Source organism: Streptomyces spiralis (assembly GCF_014654675.1).
Classification (GTDB): Bacteria; Actinomycetota; Actinomycetes; order Streptomycetales; family Streptomycetaceae; genus Streptomyces; species Streptomyces spiralis.
On record NZ_BNBC01000068.1, the window covers coordinates 15383 to 38176 of the forward strand.

General features: G+C 69.4%; 17 protein-coding genes. 9 read left to right on the top strand and 8 right to left on the bottom strand.

Features of this window, described 5'->3' with window-relative positions:
• Window position 1: 1 nt before the first annotated feature.
• From IE318_RS40520 to IE318_RS40535, 4 genes are all read left to right on the top strand, one after another.
• Window positions 2-985 (top strand): carbohydrate ABC transporter permease, encoded by a 984-nt coding sequence (locus IE318_RS40520; RefSeq protein ID WP_189907881.1) that lies wholly within the window; start codon window positions 2-4, stop codon window positions 983-985.
• Window positions 982-1854, top strand: a complete 873-nt coding sequence (locus IE318_RS40525; RefSeq protein ID WP_189907882.1) for a carbohydrate ABC transporter permease — start codon at window positions 982-984, stop codon at window positions 1852-1854. The genes IE318_RS40520 and IE318_RS40525 overlap by 4 nt, the downstream gene beginning before the upstream one ends.
• Window positions 1855-1983: 129 nt before the next feature.
• Window positions 1984-3186, top strand: coding sequence for a glycoside hydrolase family 1 protein (locus IE318_RS40530; RefSeq protein ID WP_189907883.1), 1203 nt, complete (start codon window positions 1984-1986; stop codon window positions 3184-3186).
• Between the two features lie 135 nt (window positions 3187-3321).
• Entirely contained in the window at window positions 3322-4743 is a 1422-nt protein-coding gene (locus IE318_RS40535; protein WP_189907884.1) for a glucoamylase family protein, read from the top strand.
• A 140-nt stretch (window positions 4744-4883) separates the two neighbouring features.
• Here IE318_RS40535 and IE318_RS40540 read toward each other — a convergent pair whose 3' ends face one another.
• The 4 genes from IE318_RS40540 to IE318_RS40555 form a co-directional block, all read right to left on the bottom strand.
• Window positions 4884-5651: an NPP1 family protein gene (locus tag IE318_RS40540; RefSeq protein WP_189907885.1), complete on the bottom strand. Its 768-nt coding sequence runs from the start codon at window positions 5649-5651 to the stop codon at window positions 4884-4886.
• A 26-nt stretch (window positions 5652-5677) separates the two neighbouring features.
• Window positions 5678-6784, bottom strand: coding sequence for a lectin (locus IE318_RS40545; RefSeq protein WP_189907886.1), 1107 nt, complete (start codon window positions 6782-6784; stop codon window positions 5678-5680).
• Between the two features lie 200 nt (window positions 6785-6984).
• Window positions 6985-8973: an ABC transporter ATP-binding protein gene (locus IE318_RS40550; RefSeq protein ID WP_373311430.1), complete on the bottom strand. Its 1989-nt coding sequence runs from the start codon at window positions 8971-8973 to the stop codon at window positions 6985-6987.
• 580 nt (window positions 8974-9553) lie between these two features.
• Complete coding sequence (locus IE318_RS40555) at window positions 9554-10543, bottom strand: helix-turn-helix transcriptional regulator (protein ID WP_189907887.1); 990 nt, start codon at window positions 10541-10543, stop codon at window positions 9554-9556.
• Between the two features lie 108 nt (window positions 10544-10651).
• On the opposite strand from IE318_RS40555, the gene IE318_RS40560 reads away from it, so the two are divergent.
• Entirely contained in the window at window positions 10652-11152 is a 501-nt protein-coding gene (locus IE318_RS40560) for a hypothetical protein (RefSeq protein WP_189907888.1), read from the top strand.
• Window positions 11149-12441: an APC family permease gene (locus IE318_RS40565; protein ID WP_189907889.1), complete on the top strand. Its 1293-nt coding sequence runs from the start codon at window positions 11149-11151 to the stop codon at window positions 12439-12441. The genes IE318_RS40560 and IE318_RS40565 overlap by 4 nt, the downstream gene beginning before the upstream one ends.
• Before the next feature lie 136 nt (window positions 12442-12577).
• Here the strand turns inward: IE318_RS40565 and IE318_RS40570 are convergent, their stop codons facing one another.
• The 4 genes from IE318_RS40570 to IE318_RS40585 all read right to left on the bottom strand — a co-directional run bounded on the left by IE318_RS40570 (window position 12578) and on the right by IE318_RS40585 (window position 15372).
• Window positions 12578-13294, bottom strand: coding sequence for an N-acyl homoserine lactonase family protein (locus IE318_RS40570; RefSeq protein ID WP_189907890.1), 717 nt, complete (start codon window positions 13292-13294; stop codon window positions 12578-12580).
• A gap of 245 nt (window positions 13295-13539) precedes the next feature.
• Entirely contained in the window at window positions 13540-13764 is a 225-nt protein-coding gene (gene infA / locus IE318_RS40575; protein WP_007386266.1) for a translation initiation factor IF-1, read from the bottom strand.
• Window positions 13761-14555 carry a GNAT family N-acetyltransferase gene (locus tag IE318_RS40580; protein WP_189907898.1) on the bottom strand — a complete coding sequence of 265 codons (795 nt, stop codon included), beginning with the start codon at window positions 14553-14555 and terminating at the stop codon, window positions 13761-13763. The genes infA and IE318_RS40580 overlap by 4 nt, the downstream gene beginning before the upstream one ends.
• Window positions 14556-14826: 271 nt before the next feature.
• Window positions 14827-15372 (bottom strand): SRPBCC family protein, encoded by a 546-nt coding sequence (locus IE318_RS40585; protein ID WP_189907891.1) that lies wholly within the window; start codon window positions 15370-15372, stop codon window positions 14827-14829.
• A 316-nt stretch (window positions 15373-15688) separates the two neighbouring features.
• On the opposite strand from IE318_RS40585, the gene IE318_RS40590 reads away from it, so the two are divergent.
• The 3 genes from IE318_RS40590 to IE318_RS40600 all read left to right on the top strand — a co-directional run.
• Complete coding sequence (locus IE318_RS40590; protein ID WP_189907892.1) at window positions 15689-17407, top strand: glycoside hydrolase family 43 protein; 1719 nt, start codon at window positions 15689-15691, stop codon at window positions 17405-17407.
• Between the two features lie 311 nt (window positions 17408-17718).
• On the top strand, window positions 17719-19299 hold the full coding sequence (locus tag IE318_RS40595) for a DUF1906 domain-containing protein (protein ID WP_189907893.1): 1581 nt from the start codon (window positions 17719-17721) through the stop codon (window positions 19297-19299).
• A gap of 31 nt (window positions 19300-19330) precedes the next feature.
• A partial coding sequence (locus IE318_RS40600; protein ID WP_189907894.1) for a glycoside hydrolase family 172 protein occupies window positions 19331-22794 on the top strand: 3464 nt, incomplete at its 3' end.

A 22794-nucleotide genomic window follows, 5' to 3' on the forward strand; every position in this document is an offset into this window, starting at 1 on the left:
AATGTCCCTGCTGACCGGATCGGCCGCCGACGGCGCGGCCACGGCCGGAACCAGGCCGGTCACACCGTCCAAGCGGCCGACGCGGAGGACGGGCCGACGCCACCCGCTGGGCCGGCGCAATCTGCACGGCTGGCTGTTCTCCACTCCGTTCCTGGTGCTCTTCGCCCTCTTCATGCTCTTCCCGATCGTCGCCACGCTCGTGATGAGCTTCACCGACTTCGGGGCACGCAACGTCACCCGCCCGCTGGAAGCGAAGTTCGTCGGCGTCGACAACTACGTACAGCTCTTCAGCGACGACACGTTCCGCACGGCGCTGTTCAACACCGCCTACTTCGTGGTCGTCGGTGTGCCGCTGACCATCGTGCTGGGACTGCTGGTGGCCATCCTGCTCAACAACGGCATCGACCGGGCCCGCACCTTCTTCCGGGTCGGCTTCTACGCCCCGGTGGTCACCGCCATCGTCGCCGTGGCCGTCGTCTGGCGGTTCGTCCTCGACCCCTCGGACGGCCTCGTGTCGGGCCTCGCCTCCGAGCTGGGCATGACCGCACCGGACTTCCTCGGCTCGGGAACCTGGGCCATGCCGTCGCTGATCGCGATGGCGGTATGGCGCAACCTCGGCACCGTGATGGTGCTGTTCATCGCGGGGCTGCAGGCCGTCCCGACCGAGGTGCGGGAGGCCGCGCGGCTGGACGGCGCCGGCGCCTGGCAGGAGCTGCGCCGCATCACCGTGCCGCTGCTGCGGCCGACGATGCTCTACGCCACCGTCATCACCACCATCGGCTACCTCAACGTCTTCGAGGAGCCCTTCGTGATGACCCAGGGCGGCCCCTCCAACTCCACCCTGACCGTCTCCCTGGACATGTACCGGGAGGGCTTCAACTTCTTCCACATGGGCTATGCGAGCGCCATGGCGTATGTGCTGTTCGTGGTGATCATGGGCATCACGGTGCTCCAGCTCCGACTGCTGAAGGACAACACCCGATGAGCGCGCCGACAGCACCCGCCCCCGCCCCTGCCCACCGCCGCACGTCCCGCGTCCGCACACCGGTGCTCTATGCGGTCGCCTCACTGGGTCTGCTGGTCATGGCCGCACCGTTCCTGTGGATGGCGCTGTCGGCGTTCAAGACGAAGAAGGACCTCACGGCCAGCCCGCCGGTGTGGATCCCCGGCCAGTGGACGCTGGGCAACTTCCGCGATCTGCTCGATCAGCTGGACATGCCGCGCTACTTCATGAACTCGCTGATCGTGGCGGTCCTGGTGACCGTCTGCAATCTGCTGTTCTGCTCCATGCTCGGCTACGCCCTGGCGAAGCTGGAGTTCACCGGCCGCTCCAAGGTGTTCGGTCTCGTGCTCGCCGCCCTGATGGTGCCGGGCAACCTGCTGATCCTGCCGCTGTACGTGCTGATGAACAAGCTGAACCTCATCGACACCTACGCCGGGCTCGTCCTGCCCTTCGCCGCCGGAGCCTTCGGGGTCTTCCTGATGCGGCAGTTCATGCAGTCGATCCCCGACGAGTTGCTCGAAGCGGCCCGCATCGACGGCGCCGGCGAGTGGTACATCTTCTGGCGCATCGTGCTGCCGCTCGTCAAACCCGCCCTGGCGACTCTGACGATCTTCACGTTCCTCGGTTCCTGGAACAACTTCGTCTGGCCGCTGATCGCCACGAACGACCCCGGCAAGTACACGCTGCCGGTGGCGCTGGCGACGTTCGCCAACGACCCAAACCGTACGGTGGGCGGCGGCAACGGCATGCTCATGGCCGGTTCACTGCTGATCGTGCTGCCGGTCCTGGCCGTCTTCGCCGTCCTGCAGCGCCACTTCACCCAGGGCATCGCGACCGCCGGGCTCAAGTAGCCGCAGCCCTTCTCCGCACCCACTCATCCCCATTTCACCGCCCCATCCCCGGTTCACCGGCGCGCACTCGTGACACGTGTGCGAGCCTCCACGGCCGGGCCCGCACGCACCAGAGAAACAGAACGGACGATGACGCAGACTTCCACGCCCTTCCCCGACGGCTTCCTGTGGGGCGCCTCCACCGCCGCCCACCAGATCGAGGGCAACAACGTCAACAGCGACTGGTGGCGGAAGGAACACGACCCGGCGGCGAGGATCGCGGAGCCGAGCCTGGACGCCTGCGACAGCTACCACCGCTGGGAACAGGACATGGACCTGCTCGTCGGCCTCGGCTTCACCGACTACCGCTTCAGCGTGGAGTGGGCCCGCATCGAACCGGTCCGCGGCACCTTCTCGCGAGCGGAGATCGCGCACTACCGGCGCATGGTGGAGGGCGCCCTGGCCCGCGGCCTCCGTCCGATGGTCACCCTGCACCACTTCACCGTGCCGCAGTGGTTCGAGGACCTCGGCGGCTGGACCGCCGCCGGGGCCGTGGAGCTGTTCGCCCGGTACGTCGAAGAGTGCGCGCCGATCATCGCGGACGGCGTCCGTCATGTGTGCACCATCAACGAGCCCAACATGATCGCCGTGATGGCGGGCGCCGCCAAGGCCGGGGACCAGGGCTTCCCGCCCGCCGGACTGCCGACGCCCGACGAGGAGACCACCCGCGCGGTCATCGCCGCACACCATGCCGCCGTCAAGGCGGTGCGAGCGATCGACCCCGGTATCCAGGTCGGCTGGACCATCGCCAACCAGGTCTACCAGGCCCTGCCCGGCGCCGAGGAGGTCACCGCCGCCTACCGCCACCCCCGCGAGGACGTCTTCATCGAGGCCGCCCGCGGGGACGACTGGATCGGCGTCCAGTCCTACACCCGCACCAAGATCGGCCCCGAGGGTCCCATCCCCGCGCCCGAGGACGCCGAGCGCACCCTGACGCAGTGGGAGTACTACCCGGCGGCCGTCGGTCACGCCCTGCGCCACACCGCCGACGTCATCGGCCCCGACATGCCGCTGATCGTCACCGAGAACGGCATCGCCACCGCCGACGACACCCGCCGCGTCGACTACTACACCGGCGCCCTCGAAGCGGTGGCCGCAGCGATCGAAGACGGCCTCGACGTCCGGGGCTACCTCGCGTGGAGCGCCCTCGACAACTACGAATGGGGCTCCTACGAGCCGACCTTCGGTCTCATCGCCGTCGACCAGGTCACCTTCGCCCGCACCCCCAAGCCCTCCGCCGAATGGCTCGGCGGCCTGGGCCGCACGCGAGAACTGCCGCGCGCCGCGCGCTGACGGCCGTGATCGCGCCCCTGATCCGGGAGCCGGTGGCCCCTGACACCACCGGCTCCCCGCACCACCACCTTCACCGACAGGACTCGCACCGACCTTCCACCCGTTCCGCCCGCATTCCTCCGGGAGTTGGACCGCATGAAACGTCGTACGTTCCTCACCGCCGCCGTCGCCGGTACCGCAGCCCTGGGCACCGCCACGTCCGTCGCCCCGGCCACGGCGGCGTCCCAGCCCCGCGCCGCGTCCGACCCCGGGCTGCTGCGCACCTGGTTCGAGGCGACCTACCGCTCCCTGACGGCCATGACGACCGATCTCGGCCTGGCCGCGGACAAGATCGACGTCAGCGGAGCCGGCACGCCGGTGCCCTCACCGCAGACCTCACCGACCAACATCGGCTGCGGGCTGTGGTCGACAGTGGCGGCGGCCGGCCTGGGAGTGATCTCCCCCTCCGTCATGCACCAGCGCCTCGAGCGCACCCTCACGGCCGTGGAGGGCCTGGAGCGAGCGCACGGCTTCTGGTTCAACTGGTACGACCCGCACGACGGTTCGGTCCTCACCAGCTGGCCCGAGACGGGCGACCCGGTCCGTCCGTTCCTCTCCACCGTGGACAACGCCTGGCTCGTCACCGGCCTCAGGATCGCCGCCGACGCAGACCCGGAACTGCGCCCGCGCATCGCCCGACTCCTCGCCGACGCCGACTGGTCCTACTACTACACCCCCTACGACCCTGCCGACCCGGTGGCCGGACCGGGCCAGCTGCGCGGCGGATTCTGGCCCGACAAGCCCGGCAGGGGAGAGCCCACAGGCCACCACTACGGTGCCTTGAACACCGAACCCCGCATGGCCAGCTATCTCGGCATCGCCGACGGCTCCCTGCCCGCCGAGCACTACTGGCACCTCTTCCGCACCCTGCTGCCCGGCATGGGACAGGAGCAGCAGCCCGAAGGCGCCTACGTCACGCTGGACGGCGTACGGGTGTGGCAGGGTCACTACACCTACCGCGGCCGCAAGCTCGTGCCCACCTGGGGCGGCTCGATGTTCGAGGCCCTGATGGTGCCCTTGTTCGTGCCCGAACCCGAGTGGTCTCCCCAGTCGTGGGGAGTCACGCACCAGCGTTACGTACGCAGTCAGATCGAACACGGCCTGATCGAGGAGAAGTACGGCTACTGGGGCTTCTCGCCCGCGAGCATCCCCGAGGGCGGCTACCGCGAGTACGGCGTCGACGCGATCGGCATGCAGGAGGACGGTTACAACTCCCTGGGTGTCGTCACCCCGCACGCCTCCTTCCTCGCCCTGCCGTACGCCGCGACCGACGCGATGGCCAACCTCACCGCTCTGGCACGCGACTTCGGCGCCTACGACGACCGGTACGGCTTCCGCGACTCGGTCGACACCGCCACGGGCCGGGTCAGCGACTTCGTCCTCGCGCTGGACCAGGGCATGATCGCCGCCGCCATCGCCCAGCAGCTGCACCCGGGTCTGCTGCAGCGACCCTTCCGCACCGGTGGCTTCCGCTCACGCGTGCGGCCTCTCCTCGGCAAGGAACACTTCAGTCTCTGACGGAACCGAAGGGTCCCGCACTCCACCGGCTCGTCCGCAGCGCGCGAGCAACGGCCCCGCACATGGCGAGTGCGGGGCCGTTGCTCCTGGTTTCGAGCGAGTTCGTCGCAGTGGTGTCTTCGACGTGATCGTTGTCGCTGTCACGCGTTGGGGTCGAAGGGGATGCCCGAGGGCATGGAGTGCGCCAGGGCGTACGCGAAGTCGCCGTCCTTGATCTTGATGGTGGCATCCCCGAAGTCGGCGCTCATCAACTTGTCGCGGAAGCCGGGAGGGTAGCCGTTCCAGCCCACCAGGCGGGGGTAGAACCAGCCTCCGGTCACGTTCTCGGGGGGTTCGTCGTTGCTGTTGGCGAAGCGGAAGTCGTGGGTGGAGAGGCCGTCCTTGTGGTAGACGATCTTCGGGTGCGTGCCGTCGAAGCGGACCGAGGAGCGGGCCGCCACCTGGTAGCTGCTGTGCTGGGACACCGAGACGTACTGGACCTCGTTGTTGTCGATCCACACGACGACGTGTTCCCAGTCGTGGGTGTGCCCGATGGCGAGCGGGCCATAAGTCGCCTGGTCCTTCTCGAAGTAGCTGGCGTACATGACGGCACACCAGCCGTTGTTGCACTTCTCGCGTGAGTAGGTGTTGGCGTTGGCGAGTTGGGCGTAGTCGTGACAGTGACCGTTGACGTCGCCGCCTAGTTTCAGACCCGGGTTGGTGGTCCCGTCGGCGCCGATGGCCGCGGTGGCGTAGCAGCCGTCGCCGTCGTAGTCGTAGGCGGGGGAGAAGGTCTGTTCCAGGCCGTCGGCGTCTTGCGGCAGCAGGGTGAGGACGTTCGCGTGGGCGCTCGCCGGAACGGCCACGACGAGCGTCATCGCGCCCAGTGCCGCGAGCAGGGCCTTGGTCAGGGACTTCACGTGGGGCATGACGGCTCCTTGTCGGGCAGCTCGCGTCAGCAGTACAGGTTGCTGCCCGGTGAGACACCGAGGATCTGGGTGAAGCGCTGGTAGGCGTCGACGCGGCTCTGCACCTGGGCCGGGTTCTTGCCGTCGCATTCGAGGGAGCCGTTGATGCTGCGGATGGTCTGGCCGAATCCGGCACTGTTGACCATGGCGTTGTGCGGGGTCATGCTGCCCGGTCCCGACTGGGTGTTCCAGTACCACAGGCCGGTCTTCCAGGCGACCGAGGCGTTGTTCTCCACCTGCCAGGGGTTGTTGAGCAGGTCGATGCCGAGCGCGTCACCGGCGGCCTTGTAGTTGAAGTTCCAGCTGAGCTGGAGCGGCCCGCGCCCGTAGTACGCGGCCTGTCCGGCGGGGCAGCCGTACGGCTGACTCCAGTCGCAGTAGTGGGGGTAGTTGGCGGTGTTCTGCTCGACCACGTAGACCAGCCCGCCGGTCTCATGGCTGACGTTGGCGAGAAAGGCGGCGGCCTCCTGCTTCCTGACCGTGTCGCTGCCCGTGTTGGCGAAGCCGGGATAGGCGCCGAGGGCCGCGGTGAGACCGCTGTAGGTGTAGAACGAGTTCCGGTTCGGGAACATCTGGTTGAACTGCGACTCGCTCACCACGAAGCCGGACGGAGTCCCGCCGCCATCGCTCGCGGGCGCGTTCCACTTCTGGTTGGCGCCGCCGCTGCAGCTCCATATCTGCGTCCGGGTGCCGTTGGCGGAGTTGTTGTCGGTGACGTCCAGGCACTTGTTCGCCTGGGGATTGACGATGTCGTGCGCGGCGGTGACGGTCCACTTCTGGTTCGCACCGCCGGTACAGGACCACAGCTGCACCTTCGCCCCGTCGGCGGTCGAGTTCCCGGTGACGTCCAGGCACTTGCCGAGGGCGCGGATCGTGCCGTCGCTTCCGACGGTCCACTGCTGGGCGTTGGTGCCGTTGCAGTCGTAGAGCTGGACGGGGGTGCCGTCGGCGGAGCCGGCGCCGGCTACGTCGAGACACTTGCCGGCCAGGCCGGTGATGCTGCCGGTCGCGGCTTGGGCGGGGCCCGCGGTGAGCAGGCACGCGGAGAGACCCAGTGCGGCGGTGAGAGCGGCTGCTGGAAGGGATCGGGCCATGAAGGGGTGGCCTTTCACATGGGGGGTGGCGGCCGACGCTTCACCTCATGAACGGTGGGGGGCGTCGTACGATGCGTGGCTGAGCCGTGAACCTAGAGCCGCCGACCACTTTCGTCAAGTAGTGAAGTAAGGCTGAGGGAAAGGGCGTTGGACTTGAGTGGCGCATTATCGACCCTGCTGAACCCGGTCCTTCGGGCGGGTCATGCCGGGTCTGCGACGGTGGGGGAGGCGGGGCGGGGGACGGTGCCTGCCGGGGCGTACTGGGCCGCTTGAGCCTCGAACATCGAGGCGTAGCGCCCTTGGGCGGCCATGAGTTCGTCGTGGCCGCCGTGCTCGACGAGCCGTCCGTGGTGCAGGACGTAGATGCGGTCGGCGTGGCGGACGCCGGACATGCGGTGGGTGACCAGGACGACGGCGCGGTTCGGGGCGGCGAGCCGGCGGATGCGGTCGAAGGCGGCGATCTCGGCTTCCGGGTCGAGGGCGGAGGTGGGTTCGTCCACGATGAGCACGCTGTCGTCGTCCGAGGTGGAGCTGCGCCAGTGGGTTCGGGCGAGCCCGATCTTCTGCCACTCGCCGCCGGAGAGTTCGCTGGCGCCTCGGAACATCCGGGCCAACAGGCTTCCCAGGCCGTCGGGGAGTTTCGCGATGACCGGTCCGGCCCCGGCGTAGTCGACGGACGGCTGAAGGTCGTCGGTGCCGGCCTGCCGGGCGGGCCGTCCGATCCGGATGTTCAACGCCGCTGTCACGGGCCAGCGTTGGAAGTCCTGGGTGAGCAGGGCGACGCGGTCGAAGACCTGGGAGCGGTCCAGGGAGGCGACGTCGGCATCACCCCACCGCACGGTCCCGCTCTGCGGCAGCAGCAGGCCCGACAGCACCTTCATCAGCGTGCTCTTGCCGGAGCCGTTCTCGCCGACCACGGCGGTCACCGAGCCCATGGGCAGCGTGAGGGAGACTCCGTCCAGGGCGGGAGTGTCCCGGTCCGGGTAGCGGTAGCCGACTTGGTCGAGGACCACCTGCCTCACCCGAGGGGGAACAGGATCGCCCCCGCCGGGGATGGTGCGTCGTGCCGCCTCGTCCAGGAACCGGGCGTGGTCGCGGACGTAGAGGGACTCCTCGTGCAGCTGGTTGATGTTCATCACCAGCGCGCCCAGGCTCGCCGAGCCGGACCGGACGGCGATGACGGCGGTGCCGGCCACGGCCAGACTCATGTGCCCACTCATGATCAGCAGGAACATCGCCGCGTACGTCGCCGCCATGGCGAGTCCGGACAGCGCGGCGGCCACCCACTCGGTGACGGCTTTGCCGGCGGCCAGCCGCTCCTGCTCGGCCTCGGCGCTCTCGGCCATCCGCTCGTAGCGGCTGAGCAGGAACGGCCCGACGGCGTGGACGCGCACCTCCTGTGCGGCGGTGCGCTCCGTGAGCAGGTTGCCGATGAGGCGGCCGGCCCGCACGTGCTCGATCCAGCTCATCACCGACACGTACCGTTCCTGCGCCACCCGCATCGCACCCCAGCCGCGCGGCGCGGCGATCAGGATCAACATCGGCAGCAGCACCGGGTGGAGGAGGGTGAGGACACCGGCCGTGGAGATCAGGGAGATGGTCCCGTTCAGCGCGGCCACGCAGGCGCTGATCATGCGGCGGGCGGATGCGGCGCCGTACTGGGCGACGTCGATCAGCCGCCGGAACTCCGGGTCCTCGATGGCCTCCAGCTCCACCGACGCGGCGGCGGCCAGGTACTGGGTCGTGGCGATCCGCTCGACCAGCGGCTCCAGCCGGCCCGCCCGCGAGGTGGACCATCCGGCCAGGCCCGAGTTGACCACGGCTGCCCCGGCGGCGGCGAACAGACCCGGCAGGACCGCCTGCAAGCGCTGCGCAGGCGTGCCCGAGCCGAGCAGCGCGTGCATGACGGCGTTGACCGCGAGCAATCCGACGGCCGCGGCGATGCCCTGCCCGATCTCGCTGACGGCGACCGTGAGCAGGGCGCGGCGGTCGGCGTGCCACGCCATCCGCAAGGTCGTCCCGACCAGCCTGGGCATGGAGCGCAGAGCCGACATCATCGTCAGGTCGAGCCAGGCACGCTCGTGTTCCGACCAGCCGGTGTCGTAGCGCAGAGGACCGCCGAAGAGCTCCTTTTCGGCATCGGAGACCTCCGGCTCGGCCATCCGCACACGTCCGAAGAGCCTCTTCACAGGGCGCCTCCGGACCCCGGCCGGCTCAGCGTCCGGAGAGCCGGCGTGGGCGTCCGCCGCGCCATGGTGACGACCGTGCTCATCCGCACGGGAGCCCTGAGGCCGGAGCCGTCGCGGAACGCGTACTCCTCGCCCCGTGCCAGACCATGGGGAGTCGCTTGTGCTGGTGTCTTGGCCGAAGTCAACGTGGTCCCCCTCGACGGTTCTACGGCTGCTTCCTGCGGCTCAACGAACCAGCCAGAATTTCGAACACATGTGTTTCGGCCGAGTCGACAGCCCCGGGATTGAGCGCGCACCGGACCTTGCGGCTTGCATCGACCCTTGCGGTGCAAGGGCCGGGGGCCGGAGTGGCGATGGCCGAAACGCCGAGCGTGCCGCTGCGAAGTTCCGTCCTCGCGCTCTCCCGGCGGCTGCTTGTCCTGGAGGCTGTGGTCAGGATTGGCTGGAGGAAGACTGTGGCGGACAGTCCTTGAGGGGGGTGCCGTTCACGGCGCCGCTGGGCAGGGCGGTGTAGGTGCAGGTGCAGCACTGGGCGTCGTCGTAGGCGGAGATCTGCACCACGAGGACGGTGCCGGTGATGTCATACGGTGGTGGGCGGAAGCCGGTAGGTGTCGGCCAGGGCGGCGATCGTCTGCGCCATCCGTGCCCTCAAATCCGTGGGTGCCACGACTTCGGCCTCCGCGCCGAGCCGGAGCAGCATGCCGACGGCATGGTCCACGGACTCGATGGGGATGACGACTTGGGCGCGGCCGTCGGGGCCCGGTGGCCCCGCGCTGTCCTGGGCGGCCCGTGCCACAGCCGGTTCCATGAGGTCCGGAAGCTGTTCCAGGATCCGAGGCGAGAGCCGTACCACCGCCTCGCCCCGGTGACGGCGGGCGTCGAAGTCGGCCAGATACGACTGCCAGTGCGTGGCCAGGTCGAAGCCCGGGGGCCGCTCGAAGCGGTCGGGGAGGGCGTGGATGCGGAGGATCTGTGACACGCGGTAGGTGCGGATGGGCTCCGGGCTGCCCGCGATCAGGTACCAGCGACCGGACTTGAGTACCAATCCGTAGGGCTCCAGCGTCCGGGTCACTTCCTGGGGAGCCTTCCACCGCCGGTAGCGGACGCGGATACGGTGCTGCCGCCACACCGCCTCGGTCACGGCGGCCAGATGCGGGGTGGCGTCTGCCTCGGCGTACCAGCCGGTGGTGTCCAGGTGGAACCGCTGCCGTAGCGCACCGGTCCGGTCGCGCAGTTCGTCGGGCAGGGCGGCCGTCAGCTTGAGCTGAGCGGTGGCGAGCACGGCGCCGAGCCCGAGGTCTGCGGCCGGGCCGGGCAGCCCGGCCAGGGAGAGTGCCTCCGCCTCCTCGCGGGTCAGCCCGGTCAGCCGGGTGCGGTACCCGCCGACCAGCCGGTAACCGCCGTCGTGACCGGGGTCGCCGTAGAGGGGAACACCGGCTGCGGCGAGCGACTCCATGTCCCGGTACACCGTGCGGACCGACACCTCCAGTTCGTCGGCCACCTGCTGGGCGGTCATCCGGCCCCGGGTCTGGAGCAGCAACAGGACGGACAGCAGTCGGCTCGCACGCATGACGAAAGTCTGCCGCACTTCCCTGACAGGAACTGTCAGGGGACCCGCAATAGCTTTCCGGTCGGGCGCACGCCCCAGCGCACCGGATACGGCAAAGGACATGTGCAGATGAGCGATCCATCCACCCGCGAGCCCGGTATCGGCGACTTCGACTTCCTGGTGGGCACCTGGAAGGTGACGAACCGGCGCCTGGTCGCGCCGTTGACCGGCAGCACCGAGTGGGACGAGTTTCCGGCCACCGTCGTGTGTCACGGCACTCTGTTCGGCGGCGCCGCGAACCTCGACGAGATCAACTTCCCGACCAAGGGCTTCAGCGGCCTGACGCTGCGCCTGTTCGACCCCGTGCGCGCGCAGTGGTCACTGAACTGGGTGAACAGTCGGACAGGACTGCTGCAACCACCCGTCGTCGGCCGGTTCCACGGCGAGGGGTACGGCGAGTTCCACGGCGACGACACACACGAAGGCACCCCGGTCCTGTGCCGCTTCATCTGGTCGCAGATCACATCGGTGTCGGCTCACTGGGAGCAGGCGTTCTCGACCGACGGCGGGCAGAGCTGGGAAACCAACTGGACCATGGCCTTCCGCCGGACCGAGGAGGGTTCCGCGTGACCAGGGCGCCGGCCGCACAGGAACTCTCGATCCAGCCGGTCGGGTCACTGACCGTCTGGCAGGGGGCCGCACTGTACGTCGGAGCGGTCCTCGGCACCGGTGTGATCGCCCTTCCCGCACTGGCCGCGCGAGCGGCCGGACCGGCCTCGCTGCTGGCCTGGTTCGCACTGGTCCTGCTGTCGGTGCCCCTTGCGGCCACGTTCGCCGCGCTGGGCGCCCGGTACCCGGACGGCGGCGGCGTCTCCACCTACGTCCGGCATGCCTTCGGGGCACGGGCGGCGGCGGTGGTCGGCTGGTGCTTCTACTTCGCCGTACCCGCCGGTGCTCCGGCGGCGGGGATGTTCGCCGGCGCGTACGTCGCGGCGGCGGTGGGCGGCGGCCGGCGCACGGTGGTGGTCACGGCGGTGGTCCTGCTGATCCTCGTCACGGCGGCCAACAGCTTCGGTCTGACCGCCACCGGCCGTATGCAACTCGTACTCGCCGTACTTCTTGTCGCGCTGCTGCTGGCCGCCGTGGTCACGGCGCTGCCGCACGCCCACGTACGGAACCTGCATCCGTTCGCGCCGCATGGCTGGCCCGCGACCGGCTCGGCCGCGGCGCTGCTGGTGTGGAGCTTCGCGGGCTGGGAGGCCATCACCCATCTGGCAGCCGACTTCCGCCGTCCGGCGCGCGACCTGCCCCGGGCCACCGCCCTGGCGGTCGCCGTCGTCGGCGTGCTCTACCTCGCCGTAGCCGCTACCAGCGTCCTCGTGCTCGGCCCGGCCGCCGGCACCTCCGACGCCCCACTGGCCGAACTGCTCGCCCTGGGCGTCGGTGGAACAGTCCACGTGCTGGCCGCGATCGCCGCGCTGCTGCTCACTCTCGGCACGATGAACGCCTACTTCGCCGGCGCGGCGAAACTGGGCGCCGCACTCGGCCGGGACGGCGCGCTGCCCGCGTGGCTCAGCCAGGGCAGCAGCGTCGGCGAGGTACCACGCCGCAGTCTGGCAGTCGTGGCGGGGTTGTCGGGGCTCGCCCTCACCGTCACCGCGGTCGCCGCCGTCGGCCCGCGGCCCCTCGTCCTGCTCACCACCGGCTCGTTCGTGACCGTGTACGCCCTGGGCACCGCCGCCGCCCTACGCCTCCTTCCCCGCGGAACCCTGCCCCACCGCTGCGCACTTCTCGCGCTGCTCGCGGTCGCGGTACTCCTCGTCATGACCGGCTGGTACCTGCTCTGGCCACTGATCGTCACAGCGAGCGCACTGTGCTACCTGCGATGGCGCCGTGCAACTGTCGGCCCCGTGTCCTGACCCGGTGGCCGGCTCGCCACCGGCCCTGGCTGTCGCTCAGCGCGCCAGGACTTCGCCCGCCTTCGCCCGGCCTTCGCGATGTCCTTGACCCGCCGATCCCGCCACAAGAGGAAGCCTCCTTCGGCCATCTGACCGGTCAGCTCCCGAAGGCGCTCTGCGGCGGTTCCCAGACCGAGCAGTCATGGGCGAAGAGCACACGTCGTGGATCGAAGCCGGCGAGTCGCTGCAGCCAGGGCTGACAGGGGGGAAGCGGCGGTTCCTCGCCGTTGAGTGCCGCGTGACGGGCCAGCAGGTCGGATGCGAAATCGGACGCGAAGTCGTGTGCCTGGCCCGCCAGGACCACGGTGCCGTCCCCTTGGCGGAGGACCAGCGACTGATGCCCTTGGGTGTGCCCGGGCGTCGGAATGATCCAGACTCCCGGCCAGACCTCGGTCTCACCGGCGAGCTCCTCATAGGTTGCGCCGGGGAAGTCGATGAGTTGGTCGAAGGTGTAGTTGCCCCGGCGGGCGGTGGCCAGTTCGAGGTCCTGAACCAGGATGGGCCTGCCGCCCAGGAGGGGGTTGCCGCCGCAGTGATCGAAGTGAAGATGGCAGTTGACGACCAGGGAGATGTCATCCAGGGCGACTCCGGAAGCCGACAGGGCGTCCTGCAACGCACGGCGCCGGGGACGGTAGTGTGCTTCGGTCTCGGGGTCCGCCTTGCCGATGCCGGTATCGAAGAGGATCAGCCCTCGGTCGTGTTGCACGAGGTAGGCGAGAACAGGTTCGACCCGCGGTTGTGGGCCACCCGTCTCTGACGCAGGCCGAATGAAGTACCCGAGATCGAGCCGACGCACCGCCATGGTCTTCCTCATGCGGCCATCCTGGCAGGTCTCGGTGTGACGTCCAGCCGGTCTGCCGACAGCCGAGTCATCACCGACATCGAACGGCCCGAAACCCGTGAATCTTCCGTGCGGGTCCAGCCTGCGACCGAGTCCCGGGCGGCTGCGCCGGCCTGGGCGAGGGCGCGGAGGACCGGGAAAAGATCTCGGGCCCCGGTCACGGAAACGCCGTGACCGGGGCCTTGAGGATCAGCTACCGCGCAGGGTGCCGACCGCCGCTAGTTCCGGTACCGGAACACGATCCGGCCGCGCGTCAGGTCGTACGGCGGGAGCTCCACCAGCACCCGGTCCTCCAGCATGATCTTGATGTAGTTCTTGCGGATCTTCCCGCTGATGTGCGCGAGCACCTGGTGGCCGTTCTCGAGCTCCACGGTGAACATGGCGCTGCGCAGGCACTCGACGACCTTGCCCTCGACTTCGATGACGTTCTTGTTCCTGGTCATCGCACCAGCTCCAGGTTGCTGCCCATCGGCCGGGCGCCGATGCCCTGGAACAGTGCCGAGGCTGCTTGGTTGGACTCGTGGATCTCGGTCCAGGCAGCGGGGGCCCCGGAGCGATGCAGCGTTCCCAGCGCGTGGGCCAGCAGCGCCCGTGCGATGCCGCGGCGCTGCTCGCCGGCCCGGACCGCGACCAGCCCGATGCGCGGCCGCTTCACCCTCACCACCCGGATCAGACCCAGGTAGCGGTCCGGTCCCGCGGCCGCCGCATACTTCGACAGGTCGACGATGGTGTCGCCTTCGAGACGGGGAATCACCTCCGCGGGCATCGACTGCCACCACCCCACGCTCGCCTCGACTTCGTCACGGATCGCGCGGTCCGCCTCCCGCAGCAGACTCTCGTCCGCCTGACCGGCGGGCACGATCGTCACGCCGGAAGGCGGAAGGACTGCTTCGAGCCCTGTCACCTGCGGGTCGGTCGGCACGACGTACTCCCACTCGCGGCGCCGGATCGTGAAACCGGCCCGCCGCCAGGCGGTCGTCAACTCGGCATCGGCTTCGTCGACCACCGTGTACAACGGCGTCGGCAAGGCCGCCAGCATCGCCTCGGCGAGCCGGTCGAAGGCGGCGTCGTGCCAGGCGTCGATGCTGACGAACAAGCGTCCGTCGGGCCGGTGCTCCGCATGCCCGCGGCCGACCACAAGGTCGTCATCCAGTGCATGCCATTGCCTGTCCGCGACACGGGTGATCATCACCGCGTTCTCGCTCAGGCCGGATGTGAAAGGCTTTGTGTTCATCGGAGTCTCCTTCCAGGAGTGCCTCGATCTCAGGCGCTCCTGGCGACACCGAACGTCAGCCGCCGGACCGCGACGGGTTGAGGGAGCACCCATGGGTAACTTTGTTCACGGGTCTCACCTCCATACGACGACTTCACGGTCCACCGCGAAAGTAGCAGCCGGGCTCCGCCTCACTCAAATCTTTTTCCATGAGCTCTGGCGCGATCGCCTTGGATCGCGTTCCTCGCGCGGCCAGTGCCGGGATGAAGCTCGACGTGGTCGTGTCTCCTGCTCACGCGGAACTCGCCGAAATCGCCTCGTCGAGTTGGTCGAACATCCTGTGCCACGCGTCGCGGGTCGTGGCCGGATCGACACCGGTTTGACGGAAGAACATCTCGCTGCCTTCCGGTACGGGCCTGATGTCCACTCCGACCTGGGTGATTCCAGGAAAGTGCCATGGCACCTCGAGCGTGAAAGCGAGCCGGCCGGGCCGGTCGACCTCGATGTAGGTGCCGAAGTGGTCGACCTCGACTTCACCTTCCTCGCCTTCCTCGCGTCGCTCGACGATGCTGAACGCCCCGCCCACCCGGGGGTCGACGTCGATGCTCACCAGTTCCCCCGAGTCGCTCGCGAACAGCCATCGCCGCATCACGGGTGAGGTGATCCAGGCGTCGAACAGGACGTGTGGTGCCACGGGGAACCGTCGCCGGATCTCAACCGGCTCGAACGGCGGGACGCTCATGCCTGCCTCGTCGCCCTCTCGGATCAGTGCGAGGCACCATGTGTAGTCGCGGTGCACGTAACGCTGACAAAGTAGCGCAACCCGCGCAGATGCCATCGTGGCCACGAAGAGGCCAAGAAGGCATGCAGAACCTCACGTCGCCGCGAACACCCGGCCACCTCCGTGGACGTACAAGTACACGCCATCGGTCCGATCTCGCCGCCGGACAGCTCCCATCGCCTCCGGCTCCCATGGAGACTCCACCCCATTGACGCCCACTCAGCGCCGTTCCTACACTGCCGAAATCGATTTCACGTGACGCGGTCGCTCACTTGGGCCTCGGCCGCCGGACAGGTCCTGGCGCAACCCCAGCACCGCCGCCGATTCGGCACTGCCTGTCGGCGGCCTCCTTCCCCCCCATACGGAGCCAACCATGGTGGAACTGCCCGGAAAGCGGCGGAGACCGCTCCTGCGCACCCTCGCGGGACTGGTCACCCTCGTCCTCGCACTCCTGCCCACCGTCGCCCATGCCGACCGGGCGACTGCACGCACGGCAGCAGCCGTCGACGCCGCGACCTTCACCAACCCCGTCCGGCAGCACGTCAGTGACCCGTACGTCATCCAGTACGGCGGCTACTACTACATGACCAGCACGGACGGCTGCGACGCCGGCTACCTGTGCGTGTGGAAGTCGGCCACCATCACCGGCTTCGCCACGGCCGAGAAGTACGACGTGTTCCGCATCCCCGCCGGACAGTCGAACTCGGCCGAGGTCTGGGCGCCCGAAATCCATTATGTGCAGGGCCATTTCTACATCTACTACACCGCGACCTCGGCGGGCGACGGGGCCGGCCACCGGCTCTTCGTCCTGCAGGCCGTCGGCGGCGACCCGGCGGGCCCGTACACGGAGGCCGACACCGGCTACGCCCACGGGCAGCTCCACGAGTCCAGCGACCTGTGGGCGATCGACCCGACGGTGTTCGCAGGGAGCGACGGAAGGCTGTACATCGCCTGGTCCGGATGGCCCACCGCCAACGCCCATCAGCAGAACATCTACCTGGCGACGATGAGCGACCCGCTCCACATCAGCGGCAACCGGGTGCAGATCTCGGCGCCGACCCGGCCGTGGGAGACCGTGGACCTCCCGGACAGCCCCAGCAGCGGCACGGTCGGAAACTTCCCGGTGAACGAGGGACCCGAGGTCTTCCGGCACGGGAACAGGAGCTACCTCACCTTCTCCGCCAGTTTCTGCGGGACCCGCAGTTACGCGGTCGGGCTGCTGACGAACACCGACGGCAATCTGCTCGATCCCTCGTCCTGGGCCAAGACCGGGCCGGTGTTCAAGTACCACGGCAATGTCCTCGGATCCGCCTCGTTCCAAGCCATCACCTCGCCGGACGGCAACGAGGACTGGTTCCTGGTGCACTCCAACACCCGGGGCTGTGACGCCGATCGCGAGCTCCGCGCCCAGCGGCTGTACTGGGACGCCCACGACGGCTCGCCCCTGCTGGGATACCCCGTCAACGACGGAGTGCCGCTGGACGTGCCCTCCGGGGAGCCCGGTTCGGTGCCCTCTGCCGACCCGTACGCCTCGGGCTGGGGCGACGCGTTCGGCGATGCCGCCGAGGGCGACGGCACCGACGGCCGGAAGGCCGGCACCTGGACCGTCACGGACGCCCGCACCGCGAGCGTGACCTCGCTGAACGGCGTCCCCTGGTCCCAGCTCTTCTACGCCGCCAACCCGAACTACGAGAACTACACGGTCTCGGCCGACGTACGCTGGAGCGCCACCGGCACCACCTCGTCGTACCCCAAGTACGGCGTCTACGCCTCGTACGCCGACAAGGACAACCACGTCGAGGTCTTCATCGACCGCAAGTACGGGGTGCTCGCCACCCACGCCGTGGTGCAGGGCGTCGAGCAGCCGTGGCAGAACTCCGCCCTGCCGGCCGGGTTCGATCCGACGCAGTACCACACGCTCAAGGTGGTGAAGGCGGGCGCCGGTTACACGTTCTTCCTCGACGGTGCCCAGGCCCAGCAGCGCACCTTCAGCGGCACGTCCTTCCCGGTGCTGCTCAACGGGCAGCCCGGTCTCGTCACCGAGGACACCGCCGCCGACTACCGCAACGTCACGGTCGGCAACACGTTCTGAGCGCGTTTGCGCCGACCCTTGTTGGAGCCCGCGCCGCGGTGGTCTCCATCAAGGGTCCGGGCCGGCCGTACGGGTTCTGCCAAATCTCTGGCGTTCCCGCTCCCCAGCTCTTGAAATCGATATCACAGCCGCTATGGTGTGGGCGCGGCGGCAAACTGGGCCTGTGGCAGGCAATCTGACACAGGCCCAGCCCCACCGTCGACGTGATCCGCGCTCCCCAGGCGGCAACGATTTCACGCGGCCCGGGTTCTCAACTGGCACGCACCACCCATCAAGCGTCGTTTGTCATGCCCACGCAATAGAGAGGTGACATGCATCTGACCGGACCCGGCCGCGCCAGACGCGCGGCCCGCGCTGCCATAGCCCTGCTGCTCACCGCGGCATCCGCGGCGCTGACCGCGCACAGTGCGCAGGCCGCGACCTCTGCCACCCACGAGGTGGCCTACCACGGATACCACCTCCGTGTCCCGGCCGACTGGCCGGTCATCGACCTGGCCACCGAGCCAGGCACCTGCGTCCGCTTCGACGTACACGCCGTCTACCTCGGCCACCCCGCAGCCCAGGAGCACTGCCCCACCCACGTCGTGGGCCGAACCGAGGCCCTGCTCATCGAGCCCCTGGACGGCACCGGCACCGCGACCGTCGACCGCGACACGGTCGTCGCGGCGAAGGGGACCGCGACCTACACGCCCCGACGCACCACCGCGGCCGAGACCGGCCAGATCCGGCTGGCCGTGCCCTCCGCCGGGGTCATCGCGACCGCCACCTACGGCACCGGCAAGCCGTCGGCCGAACGGATCCTGCGCACGGGCCGGCTCGACGGCCAGGCCCGGGCCGGCGCCGGCCGTCTCCCGGAAGCGACCGCCTCCGCCGCCACCCTGGACGTCGCCGCACAGCCCGGCACCTACGCCGGCAAGGGCTTCGACGCGTGTGCCGCCCCGAGCACCTCCACGATGAACGCCTGGGGGGCGTCCCCCTACCGGGCCGTGGGCGTCTACATCGGCGGCAACAGCCGCGCCTGTGCCCAGCCCAATCTCACCTCGTCCTGGGTCAGCACCGTGACCGCCAACGGCTGGCACCTGATCCCGACCTACGTCGGTTCCCAGGCGCCCTGCAGTTCCTTCGGCCACCGGGTGTCCACCGATCCGGCCACCGCCCGCAGCCAGGGCACCGCGGAAGCCGACGACGCCGTCGCCCAGGCACAGACGATCGGACTCCCGGCCGGCAGCGTCCTCTACGACGACATGGAGGGCTACGACAACACCAACTCCTCCTGCAGCACCGGCGTCCTGAACTACCTGTCCGCGTGGACCGACGAGCTGCACGCGCGCGGCTACCTCTCCGGTGTCTACTCCAGTGCCGGCTCCGGCATGCGCGACCTGGCCGCGCAGTACACCACCGGCGCCTACAGCATGCCGGACCACATCTGGTTCGCCTGGTGGAACAACGCCGCCGACACCAACTCCGGCACCTACGTGCCCGCCGCCGACTGGCCCGACCACCAGCGCATCCATCAGTACTTCGGGGGCACGAACGAGACCTGGGGCGGTGTCACCGTCAACATCGACGGCGACTACCTCGATGTCTCCGACGGAGGCAGCGTTCCCCCGCCGCCGCCCGCGAAGTACTGGGTGGACACCTTCGCCACGGCCCCGGTCTACGGCTCGCCGACCAGCACCACCCAGACGGGGACCCTGAACGCGGGCACCAACTACGTGTACTGCAAGGTGTGGGGCCGTCAGATCGGTGATGCCACGACGTACAACCACTGGTGGCTGAAGACCGACCCCGACACCGGGCCCGCGAACCAGTACGTCTCCGCCTACTACCTCTCCCGCTGGGGCAACGACGAGGCCAAGGACAACAACGGCACCGTCATACCGGACTGCTGACCGCCCCTCACTCCTTGCTGGAGCACGTCTCATGCATGCTGCGACAACCCCTTCCCGCCCTCCTCGCCCCCCGGGACTCCGCAAACGCCTCGCCCACCTTCTCGCCGTCTGTCTGACGGTGCTCGCCGCCGGCACCGTGGCGGCACCCGCCGCGTCCGCGGCCACGCCCGTCTTCACCGCCAAGGGCCCGGTCGGCTGGGACACCCTGCGTCACCTCGACGCCTTCGACATCGTTCCGCGCGGCGTCCAGCTGAAGCAGTTCTCCAGCTTCGACCGCAAGCAGGGCAATCTCGATCAGCGCAACTGCCTGCGCACCATCGGCGCCACGGGCTGCGTCATGGCGGAGGCCACCGGCCCGGGTGAGATCGACCAGATCTGGCTGACCTCGATCACCAACGGCGTGCAGGGCGACGTCTCCGACCTGGGCAACCTCGTCGTGGTGCTCGACGGCACCACAGTGATCAACTCCAGTCTGCAGAGCGTGGTGAACGGCTCGCTCGGCGCGCCGTTCGTGTACCCGCTCGTCGCCAACGCCTCGCAGTCGTCCGGCGGTGTGCACATCGACGTGCCGATGACCTACACCTCCTCGATGCTCGTCTACACCACCGCGACGCCCGACCCCGACTACTACCACGTCGACTACCGGACCTTCGCCGACGCCTCGGGCGTGACGACCTTCGACCCGAGTGACAGGGCGAGCGACGTCCTGGCGATGCTGAACGCGGCCGGCACCGCGGACCCGAAGCCCGCGCAGAGCGGGGCGACTACCAGCACCACCCCGTTCACACTCGCGCCCGGCGCCTCCACGCAGGTCGCCTCGGTGTCCGGCCCGGCGGCCCTGTCGGCGGTCCGGCTGAAGCTGCCCCAGCTCGCCCCGCCACCAAGCCAGTTGGACCCTGCCGACGACGGGCGGGCCTTCGGCTCCGGCGGCTCCAGCCGGTTCACCGTCGCGATCGACCCGGCCAACCAGGGCGTGCGGCTCACCCGGAGGCTGGACCAGTCCGTCGCGAACCAGGTCGCGGACGTCCTGGTCAACGGCACCCGGGTCGCCCGGTGGACGGCTCTGTCGCAGAGCACGGGCCGCTTCGTGGACCAGAGCGTGGACCTGCCCGCCTCCGTGACCGCCGGCAGGTCGCAGCTCACCATCACCAACCAGTTCGTCTCCTCGGCGGTGGACTTCAACGAGTTCACGTACTGGGCCGACTCCGTGATCGACGGCGGCCTCAAGCGCACGGACACGGTGAACGTCGGCGACTCGGCGTCGGAGTCGGGGCACTCGTACGCCATCGCCGGACAGACCTGGTCCGGTACGCGGGACCGGAACGCGCTCACCTATGCGGCGAACTCGGTGCCCCTGATCACCGACGACGGGCGGGCCTTCGGCTCCGGCGGCTCCAGCCGCTTCACGGTCGCGATCGACCCGGCCAACACCGGAGTACGGCTCACCCGCAGGTTCGACTCCACCATCGCCGACCAGGTCGCCGACGTCACCGTCGACGGCTCACCGGCCGGGAAGTGGACGGCTGTACCGACCGCATCCGACGGCCACCTCTGGGTCGACCAGACCCTCGACCTGCCGGCCTCGCTGACCGCCGGCAAGTCGAAGATCACCGTCGCCAACCAGTTCGTCTCCTCGGCGGTGGACTTCAACGAGTTCACCTACCAGGTGGACTCCACCGTCTCAGGCGGCACCAAGCGTACGGACACGGTCGACGTCGGCGACACGGCCTCGGAGTCGGCGCACGCGTACACCGTCACCGGACAGACCTGGTCGGGCAGCCGCACCTCCGGGTACACCCCGACCGGAGTGCTGGACAGCAACCAGATCCTCGCCTCCGCGCGGATCCGGATCAGTTTCGACGGCACCCAGACCGTCGACGCGCCACTGGGTGAGTTCTTCGGCTCCAGCCAGTACGACGGCCGGGTGCGCTCGCTGATGACCGGGATGGACCCGGGCGGCACGGGCTGGCTGTCGGCCTGGTGGCCGATGCCGTTCTCCGGCACGGCCACGGTCAGCGTCTACAACGGCTCGAACCGCACCGTCAGCGGCGCCACCGCCGAAGTGACGTCCGCGCCGTGCAGTGCCTGCGCCTCCCAGCTGTCCGCCGGGACCATCGCGCACTTCCACGCCACCTCCCATGCCGTCTCGGCCGACGACCAGAAGGCCGGACAGGACTACCGGATCCTGCACGCGGCCGGGCACGGCAAGTTCGCCGGTGTCGCCCTCGGCATGACCGGCCCGAGCAACCGGGCCTACCTGGAAGGCAACGAGCACGTCTACGTGGACGGTTCGGCCATCCCCGACCCGAACGGCACCGGCACCGAGGACTACTTCAACAGTGGCTGGTACTTCATCAACGGCCCGTACACCCTGCCGCTGACCGGCAACCCCTCGCACCAGGCCGCCGGCTACGGCTGCCCGGCGAACACCGACTGCACCTCGGCCTACCGGCTGACGATCCAGGACGCGGTGCCGTTCACCTCCTCGATCACCTACGACCTCGAGCACGGTTTCGACTTCCACGCGGCGGACGGCGGCCACGGCGACGACGTCGCCGCGTCGTTCTCCTCCACGGCGTTCTGGTACGGGGACCCGGGCCCGGTCGCGCGTACGACCGACACGCTGAACGTCGGCGACACCGGCGACGAGAGCGCGCACTCCTACACCTCGGCCGACCCGGGTACCGCGTCGACGATCACCGCCACCTACGAGGGCAACGACGGTACGCAGACTCCGGTCACCGCCACCGGGCGGGCGACCACCGCGAGCACCAGCTTCACGCTCGCCGTCGACCCGGCCAACACCGGAGTGGTCCTGCGGCGCACCGGCGACCAGAGTCAGAAGTACCAGAAGGCCGCCGTCTCGGTCGACGGCCAGAGCGCGGGCACCTGGCTGGAGCCGCTGGGCAACGCCGACCACGCCTGGCTGGACGACACCTACCAGCTGCCGCCGTCGCTGACCCAGGGCAAGTCGAAGATCACCGTGACTGTCGCGCCGGTGTCCGGCTCGCCCGCCTGGTCTGCGAGCCGCTACCAGGCGGTCTCGACCGTACCGGTGTTCACCGACACCACGCCGCCCGCCACGGTGGCCGGTGCGCAGGCCCGCGCCACCGGCGCGGGCACGGTGGGGGTGACCTGGGCAACGTCGACCGACGACGCCGCGGTGGACCACTACGCGGTCTACGCCGCCCAGAACGCCGCGCCGGCCATCGATGCCGGACACCAGGCCGGCACCACCGCGGTCCCCTCGTTCGTGCACGCCGGTCTGACGGCCGGCCAGACCTGGCACTACCGGGTGGTCGCCCTCGATGCCGCGGGCAACGCCTCGGACCCGTCCTCCGACGTCCAGGTGACCGTGACCGGGTCCCCGGTCAAGTACTGGGTGGACACCTCTCCCACCGCACCGGTCTACGCCTCGCCGACCAGCACCACCCAGACGGGCACCCTGAACGCGGGCACCAACTATGTGTACTGCAAGGTGTGGGGCCGTCAGAT